Source organism: Serratia nevei (assembly GCF_024160145.1).
GTDB classification, from domain to species: Bacteria; Pseudomonadota; Gammaproteobacteria; order Enterobacterales; family Enterobacteriaceae; genus Serratia; species Serratia nevei_A.
In genome coordinates, this window is sequence record NZ_JAMYWQ010000001.1 from 55886 (window position 1) to 81032 (window position 25147).

Genomic DNA, 25147 nt, shown 5'->3' on the forward strand with positions numbered 1-25147 from the left:
AATCGTCGGCTCACGGTAAGACGGGTAGTCATTGCGGGTTAAATTTATAAAATAAATTTATAAGTCATCAAGACCCGTTGTGGCCTGCTTATTCTTCCATCAAGCATTAACACTTTTGGGTTACTTATAGCTGATGACCACGCGTTTTAAACGAGGGTCGTTATTAACGAGTTCGCTGGTGACGGCAGAAACCAATTCTTTTGGCATCTCTTTTAACGAAGATGAAATATAACCGTTCTGGTTTCCCGACACGATACCGAAGCAGCTGGAGATGAGCTGTTCATTCTGATGTTTGATGGTGCAGGCCGGGGTGGTAATGGCGCCGGTGAAGCGCACGACGCCGGAGGCGGCCTGGCTGTCGGAAAGCGGTTTTGCTTGCAGAGCGAAGGGCAGAATGACCAATGCGCTTAATACGGCAAAGTAATGGTTCATACGCTGTTCCTTTCAGGGTAAAAACACTGCCAATTAAAAAACAAGCACGCTTGTTTTCATCAAATAAGCTATTCCGCCTGGCGAAATAAAAAACGAATGGGCAAGAATCCTACTGCCTGCATTCAATGAATTTGATAATAGGGAGGTAGGATGAGTAAAACCATGATTTGGATCATAGTGAAGACTGGTTAATGATTTCCGATGCGGGCAGGGTAAAAGGCTGTGATCGTTCTCTCAGGAAAACGGGAAATGGCGGGATGTTTTCGCCCCCGTGGTGCAGCCACTGAAACCGGGGGCGAGCGCGGGGTTACAGCATGCCGCTGCTGCCGCAGATGCGGATCTTTTCTGCCACCACTTCTTTCATCGCCAGCTTACCGGGGACGATGTATTTGCGCGGATCGTTGGCATCCGGGTGCTGGGAAAAGTAACTTTTCACCGCGTCGGCGAAGGCGATTTTCAATTCGGTAGCGACGTTGACCTTGCAGACGCCGAGCGAGATCGCGCGTTTGACCATCGCCTCCGGAATGCCGGAGGCGCCGTGCAGCACCAGGGGCACGTCCACCTGTTCGCGGATCAGCGCCAGGCGCTCGAAGTCCAGCTTCGGCTCGCCGTGATACAGGCCGTGGGCGGAACCGATCGCCACCGCCAGCGAATCGATGCCGGTGGCGGCGGCGAACTCGCGTGCCGCCAGCGGGTCGGTATAGAAGCTGTCTGCCGTATCGACGATCAGATCGTCTTCCTGCCCGCCCAGGCGGCCCAGCTCGGCCTCCACGCTGGCGCCGTAGCGGTGGCACAAGGCGACCGCAGCGGCCACTTTGGCGATGTTCTGCTCGAACGGCAGATGGGAGGCGTCAATCATCACCGAGCGGATGCCGCTTTTGACCTTGTGTTCGATGTCGTCCAGCTCTTCGTGATGATCCAGATGCAGCGCCAGCGGCAGATCGTAGCGGTGCGCGGCCGATTGGCAGATGCCGATCAGGTAGTCGGTGCCGGCGTAGCTGAAGGTGCCGGGCGTGCCGGCCATGATCACCGGCGAGCGCAGCTCGGCGGCGGTTTCCGCCACCACCTGCACGGTTTCCAGATTGTGGACGTTAAACGCCGGCACGGCGTAACCCTGGCGCTGCGCCTTGAGCAGCATTTCTCGGTTGGCTATCAGATACATGGCATCTCCTTACAGCACAGGGGAAGGAAAACGGTAAATCGTTACGCCTTTCACCACCCGGTTGACCTCGCCGGTCGGGCAAGGGTTGTCCGGGGGCAGCCCCAGCGCCAGCGAACTCTCGAAGGCCAGCATTTGGGTGAACAGCAGATACGGGAACAGCAGCCAGATATCGTCCGTGGCCTGGTGCAGAGGCAGCAGGGCATTGGCCGGCGCCTGGGGCTCGCCGGTCAAACCGACCAATTGCCTCGCCAGCCCGTCGCGCTGCAGCTCGTTCCACAGATCGTGGTCATACTGGCGCGCGTAGTCGTCGTGGGAGAACATCAACACCACCAACGTCTGGTCGTCGACCATGAATTTCGGGCCGTGGCGCAGGCCGAGCGGTGAGTCGTGGCGCGTCACGATGCGGCCGGCGGTCAGCTCCAGCATCTTGAGCGAGGCCTCTTCCGCCAGGCCGGTGAAGCAGCTGGCGCCGAGGGTGATATAGCGGCGAAAACCGCTGGCGGCCAACGCTTTCACCTGCGGCTGCAGCGTTTCGCGCAGTTCGCGGCAGCGCTGCACCATGGCGTTCAGCGGCGCCTGGGTGGCCTCGAGCGAAGCCGGGCCGAGCAGCAGCGCGGCGCTCAGCATCATGCAGCTGAAGCTGGAGGTCATGGCGAAGCTCTGATCGTTGGAGCCTTGCGGCATCACCAGCGAACAGACGTTGTCGCGCCGATGCGCATACTGCGCCAGCCGGCTGTCCGGGTTGCACACCAGCATCAGGTGATAGCTTTCCGGCAGCAGCTGGTCGGCCAGCTCCACCGTCGCCACGCTCTCCGGGCTGTTGCCCGAGCGGGCGAAGGAGACCAGCAGCGTCGGCCGCTCAGGACAGAGATACTGCCGCGGGTTGGCGACGATATCGGTGGTGCCGTAGGCCGCCACGTCGCGGCCGGTTCGTTCGCGCAGCCAGGGCGCCAGGGCGCGGCCGGCGAACGCCGAGCTGCCAGCGCCGCACAGCACGATTTGCAGCCGAGGATTCGCCAACAGCGGCGCCAGGAACGGCTGCCACTGCGCCTGTTGCTCCTGCAGTTGCCGGTGCAGCGCCGCCCACAGATCCGGCTGTTGCCAAATCTCCGCGGCGGTGTGCCAGGCGTTGCGCTGCTTCAGCCAATCCGCCTCGTAAGAGAAATACGCGTTCATGATGCCACTCCTTAAAAGCCTCGGTTAACGGTCGGCGATAATCACGTCGATCCCTAAATGGTGCAGCGCCTGCAGATAGTGTTCCGGAATGCGGCTGTCGGTGACCAGGCGGTGGATCTGGCCGATTTCGCGGATCATGCAAAAGCTGGTGCGGCCGAATTTGCTGGCGTCGGCGATGGCGATCACTTCGCGCGCCACCTCGCACATCACGCGGTTCAGCTGTGCTTCGCCCGGATCCGGCGTGGTGATGCCGCCCGCCAGATCGAAACCGTCGACGCCGAGAAACAGCTTGTCGAACCGGTACTGGCGCAGCTGCTGCTCGGCGGCGGGGCCGTACAGCGACCAGGCCTTGCGGCGCACGCTGCCGCCGACCACCATCAGATCGATCTGCTCGTTGTTGGCCAGCTCGAAGGCGATGTTCAGCGCGTTGGTCATCACCACCAGATCCTTTTTCCCCGCCAGCTGCGGCGCCATCTGGCTGGTGGTGGAGCCGGAGTCGAGGATGACGGCGTCGCCGTCTTCGATCAGCGCCGCCGCCGCGCAGGCGATGGCGTGTTTCACGTCGCGGTTGATGCGGCCCTTGTCCTGCAGCGGGCGATCGAAGGCGAACTGTTTGTTCAACATGGCGCCGCCGTAAGCGCGCACCGCGCAGCCGTGCTTTTCCAGCTGGCGCAGATCGCTGCGGATGGTGACGCTGGACACCGAAAACTGCTGGCTGAGCTGTTCCACGCGCACCGAGCCTTCGCGGCACAGCTGGTCGATAATTAATTCCCGGCGTTTTGCGGTATTGATCATTAACGCAGACTCCTGATTTACCTGTAGCCGTGCCCGACCGCGGCTTAATAAGCCGCAGCGATACCGACCGGAGCGCTTTCAGTTGTTCGTGGCGAATTACAGCAAACGAAATACTGAAATGCAATCGATTAATTTTAAAATATCCATATCTATCAGTTGTTTATATTTAATTTTGCTTTCAGTTTAGCGGCAACCGAAAGCGGTGTTAACGCAAAGTGAAAACGGCAAATTCGTTATTTTTCAGGCGACAATTCGCGGTATTAATTCATTCGGGCTTTGGGTGACGAAAGCCGCGGCGATAATTCGGCAGCCGCCGGGCTTTCACTGTTTTTTATGCCGCCGCGGGTAATAGCGCCGCGCCGCGCACGCCGCTGCTGTCACCGTGCACCGGCGGGAACACCGCTGCCGGTTCCACGCCCGGCAGCAGCCAGCGCCGCATCGCCGGCGGCAACAGCCGATACAGCTCGCCGACGTTCGACAACCCACCGCCCAGCACGAAGGCATCGACGTCCAGCAGCAGCTGCAAACCGGCCAGCGCGCTGGCCAGGATGTCGACGTAAATCGTCATCAGCCACTGTGCGAGCGTATCCCCCGCGCGATAGCTGGCGATCAGCGCCGGCACGTCGGCGGCCGGATGGGCAAAGTGGCGGCTCAGCGCCAGCAGCCCGCTGCCGGAGACGTAGCGTTCAAAGCAGCCGGTCAGCCCGCAGTTGCAGCCGAACAGCGGCAGATCGTAACGCTGTGCCAGCTGGGCGGAGATCGGCATATGGCCCCATTCGCCCGCCAGGCCGTTGCGCCCCTTGTGCAGTTGCCGGTTCACCACCAGGCCACCGCCGGCGCCGGTGCCGATGATGGCGCCGAACACCAGCGGCAAATGGGCGGTTTGCGGCGTGCTGGCTTCCGACAGCGCGAAGCAGCGGCAGTCGTTCTCGATGGCGATCGGCCGCGCCAGCGCCTGCGTCAAATCATCCGCCAGGCAATGCCCGGTCAGGCAGGGCACGTTAACCGCCAGTTGGCGGCGGCTGATAGGGTCGGTGATCCCCGGCAAACCGATGCCGATGCTGCCGCGCGCATGCAGCTCGCGGTCCGCCTGCTCGACCAGCCCGGCGATGCAGGCCACGAACTCGCCGTAGTCGCCGGTTGGGGTGCGCACGCGCTGGAGCAGCACCCGATTGAGCCGGCGATCGTAAGCGGCCATTTCAATCTTGGTGCCGCCGATGTCGAAGCCGTAACGCATCTCTCTCGTGCTCATGGTCAGGCTCCGTTCAGGGCGATCACCGCCGCTTCGCGGCGCGCGCGTTCGGCGGCGAACACCATCAGGTGGCTCTCCAGCGCTTCCGCCGGGCCGGCCAGTACCTGGTTCGGATCGTTGGCGCGAATGGCCGCGATAAAGTGCTGCATCAGGTAGTAGTCGCCGCCGCCGTGGCCGGCCATGGCGTGCAGATCCTGGCCGGCGTCGGTGTCGTAATGCGTTTCACCGTCGTCGAGGAACGAGGTGATGCGGATATGGCGGCCGTCGCCCTCCAGGCAGCCACGGCTGCCGAAGATGCGGGTGTGGCGATCTTCGTGGCGGGTAAAGGCCGTCATGGTGAACGACGCGGTGCGGCCGCCGGCGAACTGCATGTTGACCACCTGATGATCGACCACGTTATTGTCGCAGCGGTAGACGCAGCGCCCGTAGGGCCCGTCGCGCAGCGCCGCCCGCAGCGTCGTCTGGTCGGGTTCCGGCGTCAGCACGCGCAGGAAGCCGGGCGTGGCCTTGTGGTCGTCGCCCAGATAGATGCGTTTGGCGGAATAGGGGCAGGATGCCTCCACCGCGCAATCCAGACAGTTGTCCGCCGCACCGGCCGGTTGGTTTTCCCGGCGGAAGTGGCGCAGGCCGCCGAAAGAGCTGACCTGCTCGCAGGGCTGCTCCATCACGTAGCGGATCCAGTCGATGTCGTGGCAGGATTTCTGCAGCAGCATAAAGGCGGCCTGCCGATCGTTGCGCCAGTTGCCGCGCACGAAGGAGTGCGCCTGATGCCAGTAGCCGACCGGCTCCAGGTGTTGCAGGCTGACGATGTCGCCGATCGCGCCGTCGCGCAGCAGCTGCTTGAGCTTTTGGGTATAGCGCGTGTAGCGCAGCACGTGGCCGACCGAGAAGATCAGCTTTTGACGCACCACCTCGGCGACGATGGCGCGGCACTCGTCGGCGTCCGGCGACAGCGGCTTTTCCAGCAGCATGGCGTAGCCCTGGCGGGCGAAGGCCAGCGCCGGCTCCAGATGCATCTGATCCTGGGTGCAGATCAGCACTGCGTCGGCCAGCCTGCCGGCATCGGCGGCCTGACGCCAGTCGAGGAAGACGTTTTCCGGCGCGATGGCGTGCTGTGCCACGAACGGCTCGCGGTAAGCGGCGCGCGGTTCCGCCACCGCCACCACCTGCATCAAATCGGGGTGCGCCAGCGCATAGCGCGAGTAGATTTCACCGCGCGCGCCGGCGCCGACCACCAGCACCCGCACCGGGCGCTGGGCAACGTTGTTGGGTTGTGTTGACGACATTGCTGATACTCCGCTGTTGTTATTTGAGGTTTTGGCCGCTGAGCTCGTCGAACAAATGCGCGCGCGTCAGATCGAAGGCCAGATGAACGCTTTCGCCGAGGCGCGGCTCCCAGTCCGGCAGCGACGCCATGCGCAGCACGAAACGCAGGTCGGCCAGTTCGCAGTGCAGCAGCTCCTCGTTGCCCATGCGCTCGATGGTGACGATCTGCGCCGGGAAGCAATTGGCGCTGCCGGGCGCGCACAGCCGCAGGGATTCCGGCCGGATACCGAGGCACACCCGCACATGCGGGTAGTCCACCAACTGCCGTTGCAGCACCGGCGGCAGCGTGAGCTGGTGTTCCGGGCCGATGCGCAGCCGCACCGTTTGGCCGTCGCGCACGAGCGCCAGATCGTGCAGATTCATCGACGGGCTGCCGATAAACTCGGCGACGAAACGGTTGGCGGGGTGGTGGTACAGGTTGATGGGCTTATCCACCTGCATGATGGCGCCGCGGTTCATCACGCAAATACGATCGCCCATGGTCATCGCCTCGACCTGATCGTGGGTGACGTACACCATGGTGGCGGCGGCGCCTTCCTGCTTCAGCTGGTTGTGCAGTTCGATCAACTGCACGCGCATCGACACCCGCAGCTTGGCGTCGAGGTTGGACAGCGGCTCATCGAACAGGAACACCTTGGGCTTGCGCACGATGGCGCGGCCGACCGCCACCCGCTGGCACTGGCCGCCGGAGAGCTGCCCCGGCTTGCGCTGCAGCAGGTTGGTGATCTCCAGCTTTTCCGCCGCGTCGCGCACCCGGCGGTCGATCTCGGTCTTGCTCTCTTTGCCGATCAGGCCGAACGCCATGTTCTTGTACACCGTCATGTGCGGGTACAGCGCATAGTTCTGGAACACCATGGCGACGCCGCGATCCTTCGGCATGCTGTCGTTGACGCAGCGATCGTGGATCAAGATCTGCCCCTCGCTGACGCTCTCCAGCCCGGCGATCATCCGCAGCAGGGTGGATTTGGCGCAGCCGGACGGGCCGACGAACACCATAAATTCCCCGTCCTCAATCTCCAGATTGACGCCGTGCAGCGCGTGGAAACCGTTGGGGTAGACTTTTTTAACGCTGTTTAACTGAATTCCGGCCATGTCGTTTACCTTGTCTGCGCGTTAGCCTTTCACCCCGGCGCTGGCGATGCCCTGGATGAAATAGCGTTGGAAAATAATGAACAGCATCAGCATCGGGATCACCGCCATCAGCGCCCCGGCCATCAGTAGCGGGTATTCCACCCCGGCGCGGCTGGAGAGCGAGGCGAGGCCCACCGGCAGCGTCAGCTTCTCGGTGGTGGTATTGACGATCAGCGGCCACATCAGGTTGTTCCAGCTCCACAGGCCGTTGATGATGACGCAGGCGATAATGCCCGGCCGGATCAGCGGCAGCATGATGCGCCAGAAGATGGCGAAGTAGCTGTAGCCGTCGATCAAGGCCGCTTCTTCCATCTCCTTCGGCACCGCCAGAAAGAACTGGCGCAGCAGGAAGGTGGCGTAGACGCTGAAAATGCCCGGCAGCACCAACCCGGTGATGCTGTTGACCAGCCCCAGCTTCTGTACCACCAGGAATTGCGGGATCAGAAACGCCTGGCCGGGCACCATCAGGATCGACACGCACACCAGAAACACCGCGTCTCGGCCGCGAAAATGCAGGCGCGAGAAGCCATAGGCGGCCAGGGTGGCGATCGCCATCTGCAGGGTGACGGTGAAGAAGGTCGCCAGCAGCGAGTTGAGATAAAAACCGGCGAACGGGATTTCGTGTATCACCCGGCCGTAGGCCTGCAGACTGGGGTGCGCCGGCAGCAGCGTCAGCGGGATCTGGATGCTCTCGGCCTGGGTTTTCAACGAGGTCACCAGCATCCAGATAAAGGGCACCACCGAGGCCAGCGCCGCCAGCCCCATAAACAGGTACACCAGCGTTTTCTTGCTTGTGTTCATGTGCAGCTCCTCAGCTGACTTTCAGGCGCTTGCCGATCGCCATTTGAATCAGGGTGATCACCAGCGTAACGGCGAACAGCACCACGGTGATGGCGGAGGCGTAGCCTTTTTCCTGCAGGTAAAAGGCGTACTTGTAGAACAGGTTGGTGACGGTCATCACGTCGTTTTCCACCAGCGCACGGTCGAACATCAGGAACACCACGTCGAAGATTTGCAGGATCTCGATAAAGCTCATCACCGACACGAAGAACAGCGTCGGCACCATCATCGGCAGCGTGATGCAGAAGAAGCGCCGCAGGGTGCCGATGCCGTCGATATCCGCCGCCTCGTACAGCTGGCGCGGAATGCTCTGCAGCCCGGCCAGCAAAATGATGATCTTCAGCGCCAGCGACGACCAGATGATGATGATGGACACGCTGATGCGCACCACGTCCGGATCGGACAGCCAGGCGATCGGCGCAATGTGCAGCAGGCCCAGCGCCTGGTTGATCAGCCCGAAGTCCTTGTTGAACAGCCATTGCCACACCATGGCCACCGCCGCGGGCATGGTGACCGCCGGCAGGAACAGCAGGGTGCGCAGCAGGCCTTTGCCGCGGATGTTCTGGTTGAGGCCGATCGCCAACAGCAGCGACAGGCTCAGGCTGATCGGCACGCACACCACCACGTAGAACAGGGTGTTGGCGGCGGCGGTGTAGAAGTCGTCGTCTTCGAACAGGTTGAGATAGTTATCGACGCTGATGCTGCTCCAGCGCATGAACTGGTTCAGATCGGTAAAGCTGTAAAAAATGTTCTGCAAAAAGGGGATTAGGTAAAACACCGTGACCCCCAACAGCAGCGGCAGGATCATCACCCAGCCCCAGAATCGTTCGGCGCGTTCGAGCCGATTGAGCGCGGGGCGGGCGGTGCGCCGGGATGATTTCAGGGTGACCGTAGCCGTTTCTGCCAGCGACATGTTGCCATTCCTCACCTATCACTTTCAGCGTGGGTCCAGCGCGGCGCACACTCGGGGTAGCGCGCCGCAGCGGGGCGATTACTGCTCCATGACGCGTTCGATCTTCTTGACCGACTTGTCCATTTCCTGCCTGGCGTCCGCGCCCATAAAGATTTTCTTCAGGCTGGCGATCCACATATTCTGCCATTTCGGCGTATTGGTGCCGGCGGTGGGGTAAGCCTGGGTCACTTCAAGGGTCTGGATGTAAGGCGAGACGTCGACTTTCTGGATCTGCTGCGCCCAGACCTTGGCCGCCGTCTTGTTGGCCGGGATCACCACCTTGGCCAGCTCCGCCTGCGAGGCTTCGCTGCTCATGAAGGCGATATATTTCCAGGCGGCCTGCTTGTGGGCGCTTTTGGCCGACATGGCGAAGGCCAGGCTGTGCGCCACGCCGGACTGCCGTTCGATTTTCGGCATCATCACCACGCCGATGTGATCGTTGATCAGCGGGTTGTTGGCGAACGGTGCCGCCAGCCAGGAGCCGGCATAGACCATCGCGGCGCGGTTCGACTGGAAGATGTTCTCGGTTTTGACTTCGCTCATTTGCTGGGCGCTCGGCATCAGGCCGTCTTTCATCATGCCCTGCAGCTGCTGGTAGACCCAGATGGATTTGTCGTTGGCGATGTCGGTGGGCTGGCCGTCTTTCGGCACGATGTGATTGCCGTTTTGGAACAGCAGGTTCATATAGCTGTCCTGACCGTCGATGCTGAGATCCATCACCAGCGGGAAGGCGGCGCCTTTCAGCCCGCTTTTCAGGGCGGTGGCTTTGTTTTTCAGATCGTCCCAGCCCCAGTCGCTGGTGGGGTAGCTGACGCCGGCCTGATCGAACAGTTTTTTGTTGTACCACACGGCGATGGCGTCGACGTCGCGCGGAATGGCCATCTGCTGGCCGTCGTACTGGTAGGCCTTCACCGAACTGGTGACCACGTCGTCCAGCTTAAGGCCGCTGTCCTTAATATAGGGCGCCAGCGGCTCCATAATGCCGTTTTTGGCGTACTGCACAAAATAAGGCATATTGATCCAGAATATATCCGGCGCCACGCCGCCGGCGGCAGCAGAATCCAATTTAACGAAATATTGCGCAGAGGGTGTTAATTCTATTTCTATTTTTATATCTGGATTGGCCTGTTCAAAACGTTTGGCGATCTCCTGTTCGGCAGGTAATTGGTTTCTGTCCCAAACGGCATAGCGTAATGTTATTTCATCTGCGGCATGGAGCAGGGTGGGTAATAATAATGCGCTGGCAAGAATAGAGTGCGCCAGCAGGCGTCCGGTATTTTTTATCGGTGACATTGCTTTCCCCTCGGTGAGCGACGAATAACGTTTTTCGCAACGTAAATTCTTTCTATCCCTTAACTTTCAATGTGTCAATACACCCCCGAACGCCCAAAAATGGGGCGTAAATGTTTCATTGTTGTTAAAATCGAAAGGCTTTTACGGCCAAGTGAAAGGTGTTTTTATTCACATTTTGTTAACCTTGTGGTGGGTTTTCTCCCTGTTGCCGCAGCATTTAGCGGCCCTCGCAGGCATAGGAATAACTGATAACCCTCGCACCATAATGGGGATTAAAAACATTTTTATTGTGCAAGCCTCAGCTTCTTTCATTTTTGTGATGCAAATAAACAAAAAAATCGGGTTGCGGCAGTCAAAGAAGGGCGTGGGAACGATTTTTATTGCCGGCTATTGTCTGTGGCGATAAAAGGCGCTAGCCTGAATTTCACCGTGTTTATTCATTGAAAATAAAGAGGGCAGAACATCATGCGCCTGTCTCTGGTATTTACCCATTGCCTGGAGAAGGTATTTCATCGCCACAGCCTGCCACCTATTTCCGTGGAGGAACGGCTGAGCGGGTTAAATAACGAGGTGCTTTCCTGGCAGGCGGTGTACTGTTTGCAAACGCCGGGCAACGAAACCCGCCATGAGCTGTGTTATCAACTCGATGGGCCGCTGGCGGATTATATCAGCGTGCGCCAGGTGCAATCGGTACCGAGCGGTTTTCCCTGTTATCGTGAGACCGACGAGAATTACCTGACGACCGAGCCGGGGTTATTTCCCGATCCGCTGATGCCGCTGCCGCAACGGCGTTTTTTCGCTGCCTGCCGCTATTATGGCAGCCTGTGGCTGACCCTAACGCCGCCGGCCGACGCGCAACTGGCCGGCGACTTTCCATTGACCCTGCGGCTGTTGGATGCCCAGAGCGGCGAGGCGCTGGCCGAGGCCACGCTGACGCTGCATCTGGTGCCGGCGGCGTTGCCGCCGCAAACGCTGTTGCATACCGAGTGGCTGCACACCGACTGCCTGGCGGATCACTACCGTCTGGCGGTGTTCAGCCCGGATTACTGGCGCGCGGTGCGCCACTTTGTGCGCTGTGCGGTGCAGGCTGGGGTCAATATGCTGCTGACGCCGCTGTTTACCCCGCCGCTGGATACCGCCGTCGGCGGCGAGCGCACCACGGTGCAGCTGGTGAGGGTGACGCGTTCGGTGCAGGGGTATGGCTTCGACTTCAGCCGCCTGGCGCAATGGGTGGCGCTGGCGCAGGAAGAGGGCATCGGGCACTTCGAAATCGCGCCGCTGTTTACCCAATGGGGCGCGGCGCATGCGCCGAAGATCGTGGTGGAGGAGCAGGGCGAGCCACAACGACTGTTCGGCTGGCACACCGATGCGCAGGGCGAACCGTATCAGCGTTTCCTGCAGGCGCTGCTGCCCGAATTGACCGCCTGGTTCCGCGAGCGGGGGCTGGAACGGCAGGTATGGTTCCATGTTTCCGATGAGCCGACGCTGGACAACCTGGCGGCCTACCGCCGCGCCAGTGCCGCACTGCGGCCGCTGCTGGACGGTTTCCGCACCTTCGATGCGCTGTCGGATTTCGCTTTCTATCAGCAAGGCCTGGTGGAAACTCCGGTCGCGGCGACCGATCATATCGAGCCCTTTATCGAACACCGGGTGCCTGGCCTGTGGGCTTATTACTGCTGCGTGCAGAAAACCGAGGTCGCCAACCGCTTCTTCGCCCAACCTTCGGCACGCAACCGCATCTTGGGCGTGCAGCTGTATCTGTACCGCATCGCCGGCTTCCTGCATTGGGGATTCAACTTCTATAACAGTGCCCATTCGCGCGAACGCATCAATCCGTACGCGGTGACCGACAGCGGCCATGCGTTTCCCTCCGGCGATCCGTTCGTGGTTTATCCGGGCGAGGATCTGCAACCGGTGGAGTCGCTGCGCCTGCGGGTGCTGCACCAGGGGCTGCAGGATATGCGCGCGCTGCAGCTGCTGGAGAGTCTGACCGACCGGGCGACGGTGGAGGCGCTGATCGAACGCGAGCTGGGCATGCGCATCACCTTCAAACGCTACCCGCATCAGGCGGAACCGCTGCTGCGCCTGCGCGAAGCGGTGAACCGCCGCATCGAAGCGCTGATATAAGACCGATGGGGGAAAAACACGTCTTTCTCCCCCAAACCGCCAGCATTTGCTATACCTGATAATCAATGGATTCATTTTTTTGTCATGTAAATGACACGTCAGGGTCACGGCTCTGGCTTAAGTTTGCAGCGACTACGTCAGGAGATAACACGATGTTCAGCCTGGATTCTCTGTTGCAAGATGCATTTCCACACCGCAATACCCCTGCCTGGCAGCGCAGCCTGCTAAGAACCCTTCTCTTCGAAAAAGAATTCAAACAGTTCGCCGCCGACTACCCCCACCTGAAAGGGCTCGATCTGATCGAGCAGGTGGTGGACTACTTCAACCTCAGCTGCGAGCTGGTGGACGGCGATCTGGAAAATATTCCGAGCCAGGGGCCGGTGGTGCTCGTGGCCAATCACCCGATCGGTTCGCTCGACGGCCTGGTGCTGCTGCGCGCCGTCGCCGCAGTGCGCCCGGATGTGAAAGTGGTCGCCAGCCAGTTGCTGACCTACATCGAACCGCTGCGCAACCTGTTCGTGCCGGTGGATAACGTCGCATATAAAACCAGCCGCAAGCAGATTGAAGGCATGCAGCAGCAGCTGGACAATCAGGGCGCGCTGATCCTGTTCCCGGCCGGCGAGGTGTCGCGCATGAGCCCGAAAGGCATCCGCGACGGCCACTGGCATACCGGCTTTCTGCGCCTGGCCGCCAAGGCGCGCGCGCCGATCGTGCCGATCCACATCAGCGCGCGCAACAGCAACCTGTTCTACTTTACCTCACTGGTTTACCGGCCGCTGTCGACGCTGCTGCTGGTGCGCGAAATGTTCCAGCAGCGGGGCGGGCGCATCAAAATCCGCATCGGCGGCCGCGTGCCGTTCGCCAACTGGCACGACGGCCACACCAGCGCCAAAGATTTGGCGGAGCGTTTTCGCCGCCACGTGTATCGCCTGGGGCAGGGCAAGCCGGGGCTGTTCGCCAGCGAATCGCCGATCGCGCTGCCGGAAGATCGCCTGGAGCTGAAAAAGGCGCTGGCGAACTGCGAACGGCTGGGGGTGACGCCGGACGGTAAAACCATCTACCTCTATCGCCGCCATGACGAAGCGCGTACGCCGATCCTGCGGGAGCTGGGGCGGCTCAGAGAGATAGCGTTCCGCGCGGTGGGGGAAGGTTCCGGCCGCCGCCGCGATCTGGACAGCTACGACGACGATTACTACCACCTGGTGCTGTGGGATGAGGAGGAGCTGGAGATCGTCGGCGCCTATCGCTTTATTCCCACCGCCGAACAAATCGAACGCAAAGGGCTGGAAAGCATCTACAGCAACAGCCTGTTCCATTACGACCGCGATATGGAACCGATCCTGGCGCAGGGCATCGAGCTGGGGCGCAGCTTCATTCAGCCGGCCTATTGGGGCAAACGCGGGCTGGACTATTTGTGGCTGGGCATCGGCGCCTATCTGTCGAAATACCCGCAGTACCGCTACCTGTTCGGCCCGGTGTCGATCTCCGGCGGTATGCCGCTGGCGGCGCGCGATCTGCTGATCGCCTTCTATCGGCTCTATTTCTCGCCGGATCACGCCTTCGCGCAGTCGCGCCGGCCTTATCCGGCGTCGCTGCCGCAGGTGCTGGCGCAGTTTGCCGGGGACAACTACCAGGAAGATCTGGTACGGCTGAAGAGCCTGCTCAGCAACATCGGCTGCTCGATCCCGACGCTGTACAAACAGTACACCGAACTGTGCGAACCGGGCGGGGTGCAGTTTATCGACTTCGGCACCGATCCGGCATTCAACAACTGCATCGACGGACTGGTGCTGGTGGATACCACGCGGCTCAAGCCGTCACGCTATCAGCGTTACATCGCGGTGCATCAGCCGCAGCCAGCCGAGACGGCATGACTGGTGTCTGGCTCATGCCTTTTTGATCTAAGCACGACCTTGGGGCCGGCGACGGGATAGCGCTACGATAATCGTTTTGCTTTCCACCGCCGGAGCCTTGCATGCCTCACTCGTTTACCCCGCCGCTGTTGTCTGCCGATGAACCGCCCGCCGTCGCCGTCGAAATCCCGCACGGCAAAGCGCCGTTTTTGCTGCTGTGCGATCACGCCGGTAAGGCGATACCGCGGTCCCTCGGCGATCTCGGCCTGCCGCCGGGGGAGATCGAACGTCACATCGGCTGGGATATCGGCGCGTTGAGCGTGTCGCGCCATCTGAGCCGCCAGCTGGACGCCACGCTGATCCATCAGCACTATTCTCGGCTGGTGATCGACTGCAATCGCACTCCCGGCATCGCCAGCTCGATCCCGCCGTTGTCGGAGCTGACGCCGATCCCCGGCAATATCGTTCTCGACGCCGACCGCGCCCAGGCGCGCGAGCGTGAAGTATTTCGGCCGTATCACCAGACTATCGACGAGCATCTGGGGCAACGCCGTCGGCGTGAATTGCCGACGGCGGTGATCGCCATGCACAGCTTTACGCCGGTGTTCAAAGGGGAATCGCGTCCCTGGCAGGTGGGGTTGTTGTTTAACCGCTACCCGGAATTCGCCCATCTGCTGGCCGAGCTGCTGCGTGAAGAGGGCGATTTGCAGGTGGGGATTAACGAACCCTATGCGATGACGGACGCCACCGACTACACGTTGCCGGTTCATGCGGAGCGCCGCGGTTTGCCTTACGTCGGCATTGAAATTCGCCAGGATCTGATCGCCGACGAAGGAGGGCAGCAGGCATGGGCGAAACGTTTCGCGCGCCTGCTGCCGCAGGCCTGGCAACGCTGGCAAATTTGACTTTAGGAATATTCCCAGAGATGATAACCGTAAGGAATTCGTAAGACGTTATTAGAAAAAAAGTCAGGAGAGACGTGTGGAGCACAGCGATAACGGACTGTTTATCAAACGGGAGCGTTTTGAAGTTCTGGCGATTCTGCGTGAAATTTGCAAACAACGCACGCCGCTGCGCGTAGAAAATCAGCAGCGCCGGTTTCAAAGTCTGTTATTGAGCGTCGGGCCGGACAATATCGTGTTTAGCGGTGAGGAAGCGGAAAACGCCATCGACGGCGCCTGCACCATCGTGATTGAAAGCAACGATGCCAAGATTGAATTTTCCGTCGGTCAGGCGGAGCTGACCGAGCACCAGGGCGTGCAGGCCTGCTCGACCCGCCTGCCGCAGGAGCTGGTCTACATCCAGCGCCGTCGCCAATTCCGCATCACCACGCCGCACTGGCGTCAATTCTTCTGTACCGGCGAATACCCGGACGGCACGCCTTATGAGCTGCGGATCCACGATCTCTCCGCCGGCGGCGTCGGTTTGCGCTTCGACGGCCCGCTGCCGGAATTCTTCCAGCCGGGCCTGCAGTTCAAGAAAGCGCAGCTGGATCTGGGCAGCTACGGCAGCTTCAAGGTCAACATGGAGCTGGTGGTGGTCAACGACGATCAGGAAACTGACGACCACGACCAGGTGGTACACTTCTCGCGCCTGTCATGCCGCTTCCTCAAACTGGGCCTGGCGATGGAGCGCAAAATCCAGAGCGCGGTGTTCGCCTTCGAGCTGGATTTCAACAAGAAGAAAAAACGCTGATCCTCTGTTCCGGCGCGCCGGGCTGGATGCCGCCCGGCCGCGCCGCCATTCTTTCCCCGTTCAGGGGACGTAAATAATCTCGAAGCTGGACGTATTGTCGTAGGAGGCGTTTTTGCCGCCGTCGACGTAGATAATCTGTAAATCGTAGTGATACACCAGCTTCTTGTCCGGATGCAGGATCAGTTCCAGCACGGAGATCTTCACGTTAACCGATTGAACGGGGTGCTTCTTGTCCAGCTCAATGGTTTGGTTGCCGATGCTGACCAGCATGCGCTTGATCGGCCGCGGCCCGGCAGGATCGTAGGCGCCGGCGTCGCTGCGGAATTCCACGGTCTTATTGATGTCCGCCGGTGCGGATTGCTTGATGAAGTCCGGCAGCCTGTCCTGGTATCTGGCGTCCAGCGCCAGCGCTACGGGCAGATGATCCGGGTTGAAGCCGGTGAACTGCACCGCCAGATACCCTTTGAGCAGCAGATTTTGTGGCGACCGTTCGAAGAAGGCGTCCCAAATCAATCCAAATTGGCTGGCGGGCAGCGTGAATGAATCCACGATGCCGCTCTGCAGATTGATCAGCGCGTTTTTTTCCTCCGTTTTGCCGTCCGGCAGCCCCAGCAACAGCGTCAGGGTGTCCGCGTTGGCGAACGGTGCCAGCTTGCCGTCCGGTTGCATCTGCGTGAACTGTGCGGTGGCGTTGCCGATGCGCGCCTGATTGACCTTGGGCGACAGGAAATAGTCGAACGTCACCTCGACATCGTTGAGCGAGGTCGCGTGCGGCGCTGCAGAAAACGAGATAGACAGCATCGGCTTGTCGTCGTCGTCGGCGTTGGTCGCCAGCAGGAAAGTATCCGGCAGGTAATAAAGATAGTTTTTTCGTACATAGTCCTGATAGTAGTTGTACCACAGATGCCCGAAGGCCAGCGGCGTGAGGATCAGCTGCAGGCGCGGCGGCGGCGGCAGGATGCCCTGATAGATATAGGGATAGTAGTTCTCGGCAAAGTAGAAGACTTTCGGCGAGGTGATGGTGTTGAGGAGTCCGTTATCGGTGACGATGGCGACCACCAGCGTGGTTTGCGAGTCATAATCCGACAGCGCTCGCAGCAGCGCGTCACGCTGTTCCAGGCGCTCCAGGTCGAGCTGGGCACGGTAGCGGGTCGGCGGGGCGTCCAGCAAAACCTGTTCGAAGATCATTTCTTCAACCTTGCCGAAAGTGCTGAAGGTCAGCACCACGTAGGGCACCTGCTGAACGGCGCGGCTGAGCGCGAAATCCACCGTCATCTGCCAGCGCGTACCGTCACTGCGGGTGGCGATGCGATAGCGCGTCTCTCCCGAGACGACTTCGGTACAAACATCGGCCAGCAGTTCGTCGGCTACCGGCGCGGGTGCGGCGCGGTAGCGCAGGCGGGGGGCTTCGGCGTCGGGAAACTGTTCGCACGCGTTGTCCAAAATGACCTTGTTCAACGTCACCAAATCATTGAGAAAGGTGTTCATCGCGATCCCCCTGGAAAGAGAGGCGTGCCAGATGTCGGAACTGGTTCAGGCAGGCGGAAGTCCAAAGAAAATGACCGTCGTGACGGCGATAGAGCGGGCTTTCGTCGTTGGTCGCCGGCAAGCGCCAGGCGGCCAGCGCATCGATCGCCGGTGCAAGCTGCGGCACCCCTCGCTGCCTGGCGTATTCCAGCGTACTCAGCCACTCATGCGGGTGGGCATAATAGGGCGTTAACGCGTTGAGGCGGTTGTAATCGCCGTCGCTCCAGCTTACCGCCTGATTCAGCATTTGAATAATGCGTGGATAGGCCGGCGGAGGGCTGCTGTGAGCGGCGGTCAACGCATGGATTAAAATCAGCGCGTTGGTATTCACGCAGCAGTCCAGCTGCGTGATATCGCCGTCGTCTTTCATCCAGGTGTGAAAGGCGTAACACTCGGCCCAGGGATAGGGCGTCGTCTTCAGCCGCCGTTCGACGCGCTGTACCTGATAAGCCTGCATCTGCGCCAGCGTCTGCCTGGCTTGCGTCAACGAGCGCCGATGAAATCGATACAAGAGTTCAGTGATAATGGCGGTATCGTCGATGTCAGCGTCGATCCGCTGGCCCGCCATCCAGGTAGGGTGTTTGCCGGCAGGCCAAAAATGGAAGTGGTGCGGGCGGCTCTCGCAACCGAGCAAGAAGTCGAGCGCCAGCTCGATATGGGGCGCAGTCTGGGCGGTATAATCCAGCGTGCGCAGCACCTGGGCGGTGACAAAAGCATTTTCATCCTTGTGCCAGCGGCCATCCGGCGTTCTGACATGAGAGGGAAAGGCGCCGCTGGCACACTGCTGCGCCAACAGCTCCTCCAGTCGCAATGGTGCAGGGGGCACCGCTTCACGCGCTTTGAACGGCATGGCTTCGAAAGGCGCGTTTTGCGGGCTGAACGTGCAGCTGACGCTGCGATTGCCCTGGCGATCGCAGGAAAAACCGACGACGTTGTACTGCAACGGAACCTGCTCGCTCACCACGCGGTTAAGCAGCGGCACGGCTTGACCATCGGGCGCCAGCAGCGCGTTGATGCCGTCGAAAACGCGGCGGTTGTCGCCGAAAAAACGGGCCGCCATGGCGAACAGCGTAAAACTCTCCAGATTGCCGTCCGGCGCGTATCCCAGACTGAATCCGTAGGTGGTCGGGGGGAAGTCCCGCCTGTCCTGCTGCTGCAGCGCGCGGTCCAGCAGCGGCATCAGCGCGGAAAAACGGCTTTCTCCTTCGAACAGCCGCATGACGGCGAGGATATCGTCACGCGTGATCCGCGCACTGTGCCACTGGTAGTAATATTCGCGCGGAGAGTCGGCAGATTCCGGATAGTACCCCACCATCAGCAGCGTCAAGCCCGCCGCGCGGCGGGCCTCGGCGGTAAGCGGCCCTTGCAAGCCATCGGGCGCGGCCGCCATGTCGGCGGGGGTTTCAACATAGACCTTGGTTTTGATCGCGTCCGGGGTGTATTTTCGCCCCAGCCAGGCGCCGAAGCGCAGCGGCTGAACGCTTGCACATTGCATGCGTCGCACCGTCTCCAGGCTGTTGGCGGGATCGGCGAGCGGGGCTGCGGTGATCGCCTGACAGTGTCGGGCAAAGGGGCCGGCGCCGCGCTGCTGCGCATAGCGCGGTAAGAAGGGATCCAGCGTGCAGGCGAGCCCCTGCGGTTTGGCCGACGACACGGTGAACTCCAGCGGGCTGCCGTTATAACCGAGCAGGCTGGTGGTAAACGCGGCGGACAAACTGCCGGGCGTCGCCTTCGTCCGGCTGAAGCGGGCGACGTCCGGGGCCAGCGTGTTTTGCAAATGGGGCGCTTCCTTGCACAGGGCGTTGACCAGGGCGTTCCATGCCGCGGGTAACACTGCGTTGCGATCGGTCATGGTGCTCACCTAAACCAGATTGGGGATGACGATCGCCGGCGGGTTTTCGCTGCCGTTGCGTTCGACGGTTTCCCCGCCAACCAGGAAGTAAATCAGTGTGTAATTGACCGTCCAGGGCTTCTCCGTCAGACAGCGGTATTTGAACGTTTGGTCCTGGTGTGCGTCTTGCGTAAAGGTATATTTCTTGGTCTTTCGGCTTCCTTTGTCGTCCTGATAGCTCAGCGCCACCATGACCTGGTTGCAGTTTTCCCACGAGAATTTGCGGTCGAGGAAGATACTGATCTCGTTGAAAGACAGCACCGAGCCGGGATCCATGTTCAGCAGGGTCGAAGCCGATTTGGACTGCGGCTGATAGCTGCTGCTGCCTTCCCAGCCCGAGGAGGCTGCGGATTTGAACGCGAATTCGCTGGTGATATGGAACAGCTCGTTCTTATCGCTGCTGCGGGCAATGCGTTTGGTCCATTTACCGTCATCGTTGGTGAAAGGCGCGCCGGTATAAACCTGGTTGTTGTAACGGATGTTGAAGGTGGCGGCCTTGATACCGTACTCCTCGAAGCTGTCCGGCCCGAGCACGGTCAAATCCAACTGTTGGAAGAACGGATCGTTGACGTTGACCTGAATAAAGTAGGGCGCGGTTTTCTTGGCGTGCAGGATATCGCTGCCGATGAAGTTTTGCGGCACGGCGGACTGGCTGAGGGCTTTCGACGAGGTGTAGTTGAAGTTCAGGCTTTTGGTTTCCTTGAACTCCACCAGCCTGATATCCAGTGAAGCGCTGGGGAACAGGCCGCCTTTGTCGGCTTCTTCGGCTTTTTCGCCTTCTTTCTTGTGGCTGGCGATCAGCGAATCCAGAATGGCGTCTCTGGCGGATTTCGCCTGCGGGTTGCTGTCGTGGTTAGGTTTGAGCGTGGCGCTGAAAAAGCTTTTCAGGAGCTCTTCCTTGACGAACTGCAGTGCCCACGCTTTCTCTTTGGCCTCTTCGTCGCCCGGCATGCTTTCGGTGACTTTGATCACCAGTTTCTGATCCTGCTGCAGTTTTTTGATGACGCTGTCGAAGCCCAGCCAGAAGCTGGCCGGCGTCTCAACCGAAATGGGGCTGCCGATGCCGAATTTCTGCTCGAACTCTTTGTGGATGCTTTCGATCTGTGCGGTCACTTCGACCTTCAGCGCCGGCGTAATGCCGGTGAAGCTGAGGTTATAGGCGACGGCGACCGGCGCCTTGGCCAGGGTGAACGCGGCTTCGAGGATCGCCGCCTGGGACGGCGTCAGCTTGGCGCTGAAAATGGCGCTGTTGTTGCCGAACAAGCTTGGGCAAGGGGCGCTGATCAGCACACCGTTGGTGGCGCCCGCGTCGAGCACGAAGAAGTTCACCGTGCCTTTATCATACGGCACCTGGGCCTTGCGGGCGTTTTTGGGATCAACGTTCAGTGTGCGCAGATAGTCGTTGAAAGCACGGTTCAACACCGCGTCGTCGATCGCCGTATCGACCGCGAAGTTGATGTATCCCCCTTGCTGGTCGCTGGCGTCGCCGGTGTATTTGATCAACGAAAACACCGGTTCGCCCGACTCCTGCGCGATGTGGATATCACCGGGCAGATACCAGAACTGGTTATCGTCTGAATCGTCGGCGAAGAAGGTGATGTTGTTGATGGTGGCGGTTTTGGCTCTGAGTAATAACATGGCGTTTCCTTAGTTAACTGAGGGTGGCGAGATCGAGAGCGTTGGCGTCGGTCGAGTACTGCACGTTTTCGCGCCGATCACCGCCTTCGCCGGGTTGATAGGTAAACCAGATATCCAGATCGACGGTCAGCTGCTCCGGATCAAGCTGATCGGCGCTGAAACACTGCGGGGCGGCGTCGGATTCGGTAAATTGAAACACCTGCTGCAGCGTTTCCGCCGGCGTGCAGGCGTAGCTGGCGGAAACGATGACCATTTTCACCTGGCGCCAGTCCATGTCGGCCGACAGCGTCAGCACGCGCTGGCGATACAGGGTGGAGAACAGGTAGACGTTCTGGTCGGTCGATTCTTGCAGCTCGGCGGAAATATGCGGCGAGCCGCCAGCGGCGCTGTAGGTTTTATTGACGTCGAATTGGTATTCGTCCGGCTCCGGCAGCATGACCGGGTAGTGGGCCCGTGGGCTGGTCCGGTCAAGTTGGAAGCTGCGCGACACGCTGCTGTTCGGCCGTTGCCGGTGGCGATAGCGCAGCGTGACCAGCACGGATTGATAGCGTTGCCAGTCGAACTGTTGCGCCGCTTCGATCGCGAAATCATAGCGGCCGTAGAGCGACTCGACGTCCAGAAAGACGTCGCTCATCTCCGTTTGCAGGCTGCCGGAGCTGACCGAAGTCACGCCGCCTATCGACTGGTTGAAGTACACGGTGAAGTCATACTCGACCGGCCACAGCATTTTTCCCGTCTTCGGGTCGAGCCGGCTGGGTTCCTTTAACTGTTTGGGCCCGAAGTCGTCGCGAGTAAATTTCAGCTGTCGGCTGTTTGATCCATAGCGCAACCGGGCCGTCACCAGCCTGATATTGGCGTCAAGCGCTTCCGACAGCAGGCTGACCCGCACCTCGCGATAGGTGAAAAAGTCATCCTGCAGGTCGCGTTTGACGATCGCGCGATCGGCCTGATAGTCCGTGCCGCTGACCAACTGGGCGAACAGGGCCTGCGGATAAAGCGAACGCTGCACGACGGTGGTTTCGCTGATCTTGCCGCTCAGGCGGCGTTGGTCGATGTTTTCAACCGAGAGCTGTTGCAGATAAAAGCCGGCTTTGGGGCTTGTCTGCTGCGGTTCGTTGGCGATAACCGGCGTGAAGAACTGGCTGGTGAGGATCTGCGTCAGTTCGGCGACCGCCTGTGCCATGTGGCCGTCGGGATTGGTGTCCCTGACTTTGACGGTGACGATTTTATCGCTGATCAACCGGGCGGATGTCTGCTCGATACCGACGCTAAAGATCAGCAGGTTAAAGCCTATCGAGCGCTGCAGGTAACGGTAAACCTGGTCCCAGTTGGCTTCCAGCTCGAAGGTGGCCGGCGGCAGTTGCTGCAGGTAGTCGATTTTGTAACTGACGGCGATCGGCGTCGAGGCCGGCGTGCGCATCAGGCTCGCCAGCAGCAGGATATCGTCGTCGTCGTTCAGTTTGGCGGACAGATAGCAATATTGCTGGTCGCTCAGCGAGGTTTTGCTGGTCTGCCCGGGGGTCAGGCCGGGGATATTCAGCGTCGCGCTGCAGGCGATCGCCTGTAGCGGCAATAAGATCGCATTGCGCGGTATGTCCGGGCTGGCGTCGGCGGCGCGTTGCGCCGCTTCGGGCGAACTGGCCAGCTGGGTCTGCAACGACAGCGTGGCGTAGTAAAGATCGTCCGGTTGGTTGAGGTTTCTGAAAATTTGCAGTTGGACATTGGGTTGATTGCCTGCGGCGACTTGCACGCTCGGCGCGGCGGCACAGTAGTAATACACGGGCCGATCCAGGTCCGCTCGAATAAAACAGAGGTCTTGCATGATTACCTGATCGCGCATGGCGGCAACCCCACGTCATCGGAGAGGGAGCCGGAGCAAGGCGAGCTTGCTCCGGCGGAGACCGGCCGTCAGAAGGTAACGACCACGATGGTGCTGGTGCTCGTGATCGGCTTGGTGACGGTTTTCTCCTGGTTATCGCCGTAATAGACCGTGGCGATGTAGCTGATCTGCGGCTCGTTGCCTTTCTCTTGCTGCATCAGGTTGAATGTCAGGTATTGCGTGAGCGACTGGGTATCTGACTCGGTTAACGTAATGGACCGCGTTTGCGAGAAGTCCCATTTCGGGTAGTTCACCGTCATCTCGAAGGTGATCAGCGAAACGTCTTTTTGCGACGGTTTGAAGATGATGGTGTATTTCTGCGGCTTCGGCAGGGCGTTGGCGATCAGGATCTGATTGGCGCGCGTTTGGCCATAGCCGGGCAGCTGAGGGCTGCTTTCCACGCCCGACGGGAGGTAGGTCAGTTTGTCGCCGTCCAGCGCATAGTAGTCGGCCGAATAATAAAGCGGCTTTTCCACGTTGGTGCCGATCGGATAAATAAACGGCAGCGGCGAGTTCTTGTGGTCGATCACCTGGGTGTATTGCCTGAGCGGCACGCCGTGCTCTTTGTCTTCGTACTGAGTCTTGACCACGACCTGGCTGAAGACACCCCAGCCCAGCGGGTTGAGCAGGGTGGAGATATCCGCATAAACGATACCGCTTTGCGCCGCGTTGATGGTGACCACCAGATCGTCTTTGACCTGGATCTCGCCAGACAGGTAAGGCTTGGCCTGCATGCCGGTGAAGTTGACGGTGTAATGATAACGGAAGGCGCGGCCGATCTCGGGTTTGATGAACCACTTGTCGGTTTTTTTCGACCCCGGATCCTTCGGCGTGAAGGTCAGCGTGCTCTTGAGATCGTCGTCGTACACCGCGGTGACCACGATATTGGCGATGCCATATTTCGCCATGTCTTCGGTGACGTAGAACTCCGGTTGAATGTACTGATAGAACGGATCGTGGAGGTCGTACTCTTTGAAGTACTGATCCAACTCGGCTTCGCCGACGATTGAGCGTATCGACGGCAGCTGGGTCTGCGGGTAAATGGTGAAGGATACCACGGCGTTTTCTTCATATTCGCGGGTGAAGCTTTGCGTTTGCGAGAGTTTGGACGAGAATTTGTCGAAGCCGTCGGCGTCGTTCAGCAAATCGAGACTCATGTCTAAGCCGGTTTGGCTGCTCAGGATCTGCTCGACCTGCTGTTGTCCCCACGCTTTTAAACCTTCCTCCCACTTTAAATGGTCGGCGGGTTGCATGCCCATCTCCTCCGCCGGTAGCCCGAACTTCACGTCCACCTTGATTGCATCGTTGGAGTAAAACTGCTCCTGGACCTTTTTCTCGTCGGCCGACCAGGTGTTATGGTTGATGGTTTGCGTCACCGACTTGGCCTGCTCGCTGTTGTAGCTGACGATCACCTTGGCCGCCGACAGGGAGGCATCCAGGGAGAGGTCGAAGCGCACGCTGACGCTGGTGTTTTTAGCGGTGCCTTTCAGCACCTGTTCAAACAGCGTGGCGCCTTCCCCGGTCAGCGACAGGCTGAACACGGTATCGTTGTCGCCGAGGCCGGAGGGGGACAGCGGCGTTGGGATCTGGCGATAGAAATTATCGTTGCCGTCGAGGATCAGCATGGCCTTCACCGAGGTGTAGCGCGGTTGCATCAGTGTGATCGTCGCCGGCATCAGTTCGCTGAGGAATTGGTTCTTTTGTTGGGTGGGGTCATAGAGCGCGACAAACCGGTTGAGCTGTTCATCGCTCAGGCCGGTACTCTTCTGCGCCCGGTCCATCGTGGTCTTCTTCTCGTTGCTTTCCGGGTCTGCTTCATAGCGCTGTTTCGCCTCGATGTAGTCGACAATGAGCCCGGATTTTTTTCCCAGCGGGCCGTTTTTTCCGCCAAGGCCATCATACAGCTGCTGGCGGATGAGTTCTTGCATCCTCTCATTCGGCTGCGGCAGCTGCACGGTGAATTGTGCGTAGCCGCCTTGCATATCTTCGCTGCGGTATTTGTAAAACATGAAGCTCGGCGTATTGGTATCACGTTTGAGAAACACCGGGATCTCCGGCACCACATAGAAGATATCGTCGCGCTCGCTGTCGCCGTAGCAGGTACATGCGTATTGCGTGATGCCCAAATACTCGGTGACCTTGATCTTTATCGATTGCTGCAAAGCGGTGGTTAACATT

Annotated in this window: 20 protein-coding genes; 5 read left to right on the top strand and 15 right to left on the bottom strand. The window is 60.0% G+C overall.

The annotated features are described in order from the left end of the window. Positions 1-120 precede the first annotated feature (120 nt). The 10 genes from M6G53_RS00260 to M6G53_RS00305 all read right to left on the bottom strand — a co-directional run bounded on the left by M6G53_RS00260 (position 121) and on the right by M6G53_RS00305 (position 10359). Positions 121-432, bottom strand: a complete 312-nt coding sequence (locus M6G53_RS00260) for a YmdA family protein (RefSeq protein ID WP_253328232.1) — start codon at positions 430-432, stop codon at positions 121-123. 307 nt (positions 433-739) lie between these two features. After that, positions 740-1594 (bottom strand): tagatose bisphosphate family class II aldolase, encoded by an 855-nt coding sequence (locus M6G53_RS00265; RefSeq protein ID WP_253328233.1) that lies wholly within the window; start codon positions 1592-1594, stop codon positions 740-742. A 9-nt stretch (positions 1595-1603) separates the two neighbouring features. Then, positions 1604-2770 (bottom strand): SIS domain-containing protein, encoded by a 1167-nt coding sequence (locus tag M6G53_RS00270; RefSeq protein WP_253328234.1) that lies wholly within the window; start codon positions 2768-2770, stop codon positions 1604-1606. Positions 2771-2794: 24 nt separating this feature from the next. After that, positions 2795-3565, bottom strand: coding sequence for a transcriptional repressor AgaR (agaR, locus tag M6G53_RS00275; RefSeq protein ID WP_038880262.1), 771 nt, complete (start codon positions 3563-3565; stop codon positions 2795-2797). Positions 3566-3896: 331 nt separating this feature from the next. Further along, positions 3897-4802 (bottom strand): ROK family protein, encoded by a 906-nt coding sequence (locus M6G53_RS00280; protein WP_253328516.1) that lies wholly within the window; start codon positions 4800-4802, stop codon positions 3897-3899. Positions 4803-4819: 17 nt separating this feature from the next. Further along, entirely contained in the window at positions 4820-6103 is a 1284-nt protein-coding gene (locus M6G53_RS00285; RefSeq protein WP_253328235.1) for a Gfo/Idh/MocA family protein, read from the bottom strand. Positions 6104-6122: 19 nt separating this feature from the next. Next, the gene (locus M6G53_RS00290; RefSeq protein ID WP_253328236.1) at positions 6123-7235 is read right to left on the bottom strand and encodes an ABC transporter ATP-binding protein; all 1113 of its coding nucleotides are present in this window, start codon (positions 7233-7235) and stop codon (positions 6123-6125) included. Positions 7236-7256: 21 nt separating this feature from the next. Then, positions 7257-8075 (bottom strand): carbohydrate ABC transporter permease, encoded by an 819-nt coding sequence (locus M6G53_RS00295; protein ID WP_253328237.1) that lies wholly within the window; start codon positions 8073-8075, stop codon positions 7257-7259. 10 nt (positions 8076-8085) lie between these two features. After that, positions 8086-9027, bottom strand: a complete 942-nt coding sequence (locus M6G53_RS00300; protein WP_253328238.1) for a carbohydrate ABC transporter permease — start codon at positions 9025-9027, stop codon at positions 8086-8088. A 78-nt stretch (positions 9028-9105) separates the two neighbouring features. Further along, on the bottom strand, positions 9106-10359 hold the full coding sequence (locus M6G53_RS00305; protein WP_366519461.1) for an ABC transporter substrate-binding protein: 1254 nt from the start codon (positions 10357-10359) through the stop codon (positions 9106-9108). 121 nt (positions 10360-10480) lie between these two features. Here M6G53_RS00305 and M6G53_RS00310 point away from each other — a divergent pair, with 121 nt between their 5' ends. The 5 genes from M6G53_RS00310 (at position 10481) to M6G53_RS00330 (ending at position 16034) form a co-directional block, all read left to right on the top strand. Continuing rightward, on the top strand, positions 10481-10765 hold the full coding sequence (locus tag M6G53_RS00310; RefSeq protein ID WP_253328239.1) for a hypothetical protein: 285 nt from the start codon (positions 10481-10483) through the stop codon (positions 10763-10765). Between the two features lie 59 nt (positions 10766-10824). Next, positions 10825-12486 carry a DUF4091 domain-containing protein gene (locus M6G53_RS00315; RefSeq protein WP_253328240.1) on the top strand — a complete coding sequence of 554 codons (1662 nt, stop codon included), beginning with the start codon at positions 10825-10827 and terminating at the stop codon, positions 12484-12486. 152 nt (positions 12487-12638) lie between these two features. Next, complete coding sequence (gene olsF, locus M6G53_RS00320; RefSeq protein WP_253328241.1) at positions 12639-14360, top strand: ornithine lipid synthase OlsF; 1722 nt, start codon at positions 12639-12641, stop codon at positions 14358-14360. A 101-nt stretch (positions 14361-14461) separates the two neighbouring features. Next, positions 14462-15244 (top strand): N-formylglutamate amidohydrolase, encoded by a 783-nt coding sequence (locus M6G53_RS00325; protein WP_253328242.1) that lies wholly within the window; start codon positions 14462-14464, stop codon positions 15242-15244. 76 nt (positions 15245-15320) lie between these two features. After that, complete coding sequence (locus M6G53_RS00330; RefSeq protein WP_253328243.1) at positions 15321-16034, top strand: flagellar brake protein; 714 nt, start codon at positions 15321-15323, stop codon at positions 16032-16034. 60 nt (positions 16035-16094) lie between these two features. Here the strand turns inward: M6G53_RS00330 and M6G53_RS00335 are convergent, their stop codons facing one another. The 5 genes from M6G53_RS00335 to M6G53_RS00355 form a co-directional block, all read right to left on the bottom strand. After that, positions 16095-17522 carry a hypothetical protein gene (locus tag M6G53_RS00335; protein ID WP_253328244.1) on the bottom strand — a complete coding sequence of 476 codons (1428 nt, stop codon included), beginning with the start codon at positions 17520-17522 and terminating at the stop codon, positions 16095-16097. After that, positions 17503-19413 carry a hypothetical protein gene (locus M6G53_RS00340; RefSeq protein WP_253328245.1) on the bottom strand — a complete coding sequence of 637 codons (1911 nt, stop codon included), beginning with the start codon at positions 19411-19413 and terminating at the stop codon, positions 17503-17505. The genes M6G53_RS00335 and M6G53_RS00340 overlap by 20 nt, the downstream gene beginning before the upstream one ends. Before the next feature lie 9 nt (positions 19414-19422). Beyond that, entirely contained in the window at positions 19423-21090 is a 1668-nt protein-coding gene (locus M6G53_RS00345) for a hypothetical protein (protein ID WP_253328246.1), read from the bottom strand. A 13-nt stretch (positions 21091-21103) separates the two neighbouring features. After that, a complete protein-coding gene (locus tag M6G53_RS00350; RefSeq protein ID WP_253328247.1) occupies positions 21104-22870 on the bottom strand; it encodes a hypothetical protein in 1767 nt (588 codons plus the stop codon). Positions 22871-22998: 128 nt separating this feature from the next. Beyond that, on the bottom strand, positions 22999-25146 hold the full coding sequence (locus tag M6G53_RS00355) for a hypothetical protein (RefSeq protein WP_253328248.1): 2148 nt from the start codon (positions 25144-25146) through the stop codon (positions 22999-23001). Between the last annotated feature and the right edge of the window lies 1 nt (position 25147).

What these genes read in the sequence shown, in the direction of transcription:
- M6G53_RS00260 (WP_253328232.1), bottom strand. Translation starts at nt 432, where the DNA reads ATGAACCATTACTTTGCCGTATTAAGCGCATTGGTCATTCTGCCCTTC.
- M6G53_RS00265 (WP_253328233.1), bottom strand. Translation starts at nt 1,594, where the DNA reads ATGTATCTGATAGCCAACCGAGAAATGCTGCTCAAGGCGCAGCGCCAG.
- M6G53_RS00270 (WP_253328234.1), bottom strand. Translation starts at nt 2,770, where the DNA reads ATGAACGCGTATTTCTCTTACGAGGCGGATTGGCTGAAGCAGCGCAAC.
- agaR (WP_038880262.1), bottom strand. Translation starts at nt 3,565, where the DNA reads ATGATCAATACCGCAAAACGCCGGGAATTAATTATCGACCAGCTGTGC.
- M6G53_RS00280 (WP_253328516.1), bottom strand. Translation starts at nt 4,802, where the DNA reads ATGCGTTACGGCTTCGACATCGGCGGCACCAAGATTGAAATGGCCGCT.
- M6G53_RS00285 (WP_253328235.1), bottom strand. Translation starts at nt 6,103, where the DNA reads ATGTCGTCAACACAACCCAACAACGTTGCCCAGCGCCCGGTGCGGGTG.
- M6G53_RS00290 (WP_253328236.1), bottom strand. Translation starts at nt 7,235, where the DNA reads ATGGCCGGAATTCAGTTAAACAGCGTTAAAAAAGTCTACCCCAACGGT.
- M6G53_RS00295 (WP_253328237.1), bottom strand. Translation starts at nt 8,075, where the DNA reads ATGAACACAAGCAAGAAAACGCTGGTGTACCTGTTTATGGGGCTGGCG.
- M6G53_RS00300 (WP_253328238.1), bottom strand. Translation starts at nt 9,027, where the DNA reads ATGTCGCTGGCAGAAACGGCTACGGTCACCCTGAAATCATCCCGGCGC.
- M6G53_RS00305 (WP_366519461.1), bottom strand. Translation starts at nt 10,359, where the DNA reads ATGTCACCGATAAAAAATACCGGACGCCTGCTGGCGCACTCTATTCTT.
- M6G53_RS00315 (WP_253328240.1), top strand. Translation starts at nt 10,825, where the DNA reads ATGCGCCTGTCTCTGGTATTTACCCATTGCCTGGAGAAGGTATTTCAT.
- olsF (WP_253328241.1), top strand. Translation starts at nt 12,639, where the DNA reads ATGTTCAGCCTGGATTCTCTGTTGCAAGATGCATTTCCACACCGCAAT.
- M6G53_RS00325 (WP_253328242.1), top strand. Translation starts at nt 14,462, where the DNA reads ATGCCTCACTCGTTTACCCCGCCGCTGTTGTCTGCCGATGAACCGCCC.
- M6G53_RS00335 (WP_253328244.1), bottom strand. Translation starts at nt 17,522, where the DNA reads ATGAACACCTTTCTCAATGATTTGGTGACGTTGAACAAGGTCATTTTG.
- M6G53_RS00340 (WP_253328245.1), bottom strand. Translation starts at nt 19,413, where the DNA reads ATGACCGATCGCAACGCAGTGTTACCCGCGGCATGGAACGCCCTGGTC.
- M6G53_RS00345 (WP_253328246.1), bottom strand. Translation starts at nt 21,090, where the DNA reads ATGTTATTACTCAGAGCCAAAACCGCCACCATCAACAACATCACCTTC.
- M6G53_RS00355 (WP_253328248.1), bottom strand. Translation starts at nt 25,146, where the DNA reads ATGTTAACCACCGCTTTGCAGCAATCGATAAAGATCAAGGTCACCGAG.